At 50.8% G+C, this 1,341-nt stretch carries 2 protein-coding genes; both read left to right on the forward strand.

Features of this window, described 5'->3' with window-relative positions; genetic code table 11:
• Positions 1-742 (forward strand): DNA polymerase III subunit beta (gene dnaN, locus KF839_RS14775; RefSeq protein WP_292918591.1); only part of this gene is annotated, 742 nt, incomplete at its 5' end.
• Between the two features lie 77 nt (positions 743-819).
• A partial coding sequence (locus tag KF839_RS14780; RefSeq protein WP_292918592.1) for an ATP-binding protein occupies positions 820-1,341 on the forward strand: 522 nt, incomplete at its 3' end.

Genomic DNA, 1,341 nt, shown 5'->3' on the forward strand with positions numbered 1-1,341 from the left:
GGAATCCGAAGCGGCAATCACGTTATCGCAAAAGGAACTCAAAAATCTTTTCCATCATGTGCAATTCGCTATCGCGCAACAGGATATCCGCTACTATCTGAACGGTTTGCTGCTGCTGACCGACGGCAAGCAACTGATCAGCGTCGGCACCGATGGCCACCGCCTGGCGTATATCGCAACGCAACTGGAAACCGCGCAGAAAAAACAGGAAGTGATTTTGCCGCGCAAAGCAGTTTTTGAATTGTCCAAACTGCTTGAAGACAGTGAAGAACCGGTTAAGATCGAATACTTGCAGAATAAAATCCGCTTTTCGTTCGCGGACGTCGTGCTCACATCGAAAGTCATCGACGGCAAGTTTCCCGATTACAACCGGGTGATTCCAACCCGCAACAACAAAGTGTTCGACATCGACCGGCTGATATTTTTACAGGCATTGCAGCGGGTTTCGATTTTATCAAACCAAAGCGATAAATTCCGCGGCGTGCGCTTAATCGTCGATAAGGGCAGTTTGCGCATCATTTGCAAGAACAACGAGCAGGAAGAAGCCGAAGAAGAACTGGAAATTGCCTACCCGGACGAACTGGTGGATATCAGTTTGAATATCACTTACTTGCTCGATCTGTTGAACAACGTTTCCAGCGAAACCGTGCAATGCGCCTTTGAAAACGCTAACAGCAGCGTATTGATGACGATCCCCGGCAACAAGGCGTTTAAGTACATCGTTATGCCGATGCGGATTTAACCCAGCCTTGGTTATCGATAACCAGCCGCTGCGGTTGTTCAGTTTTTTTACACTTCATGGAAAATACATAAAACCCGATGACTGATCACAATTCCAATCCAACCAACGGCAGTCAAAGCGACTACGATTCCGAAAGCATTAAAATCCTGAAAGGCCTCGATGCCGTGCGCAAACGGCCCGGCATGTATATCGGCGATACCAGCGACGGCACCGGTTTGCATCACATGGTATTCGAAGTCGTCGACAATGCCATCGACGAAGCATTGGCCGGGCATTGCGACGAAATCACCGTGACCATTCATCCCGATAATTCCATCAGCGTGCTCGACAACGGCCGCGGTATTCCGACCGGCATCAAGCAAGACGACGAATTGAAACGCTCCGCTGCGGAAATCGTTATGACCGAGCTGCATGCCGGCGGCAAGTTCGACGACAACTCGTACAAAGTCTCCGGCGGTTTGCACGGCGTTGGCGTATCGGTGGTGAATGCGTTGTCGGAATGGTTGAAATTGACCATCCGCCGCGACGGCAAGGTGCATCACATGGAATTCCGCATGGGCGTGCCGGTCGAGCCGCTGAAAGTGATCGGCGAAAGCGAG

The organism is Nitrosomonas sp. (genome assembly GCF_019635155.1).
GTDB lineage: Bacteria > Pseudomonadota > Gammaproteobacteria > Burkholderiales > Nitrosomonadaceae > Nitrosomonas.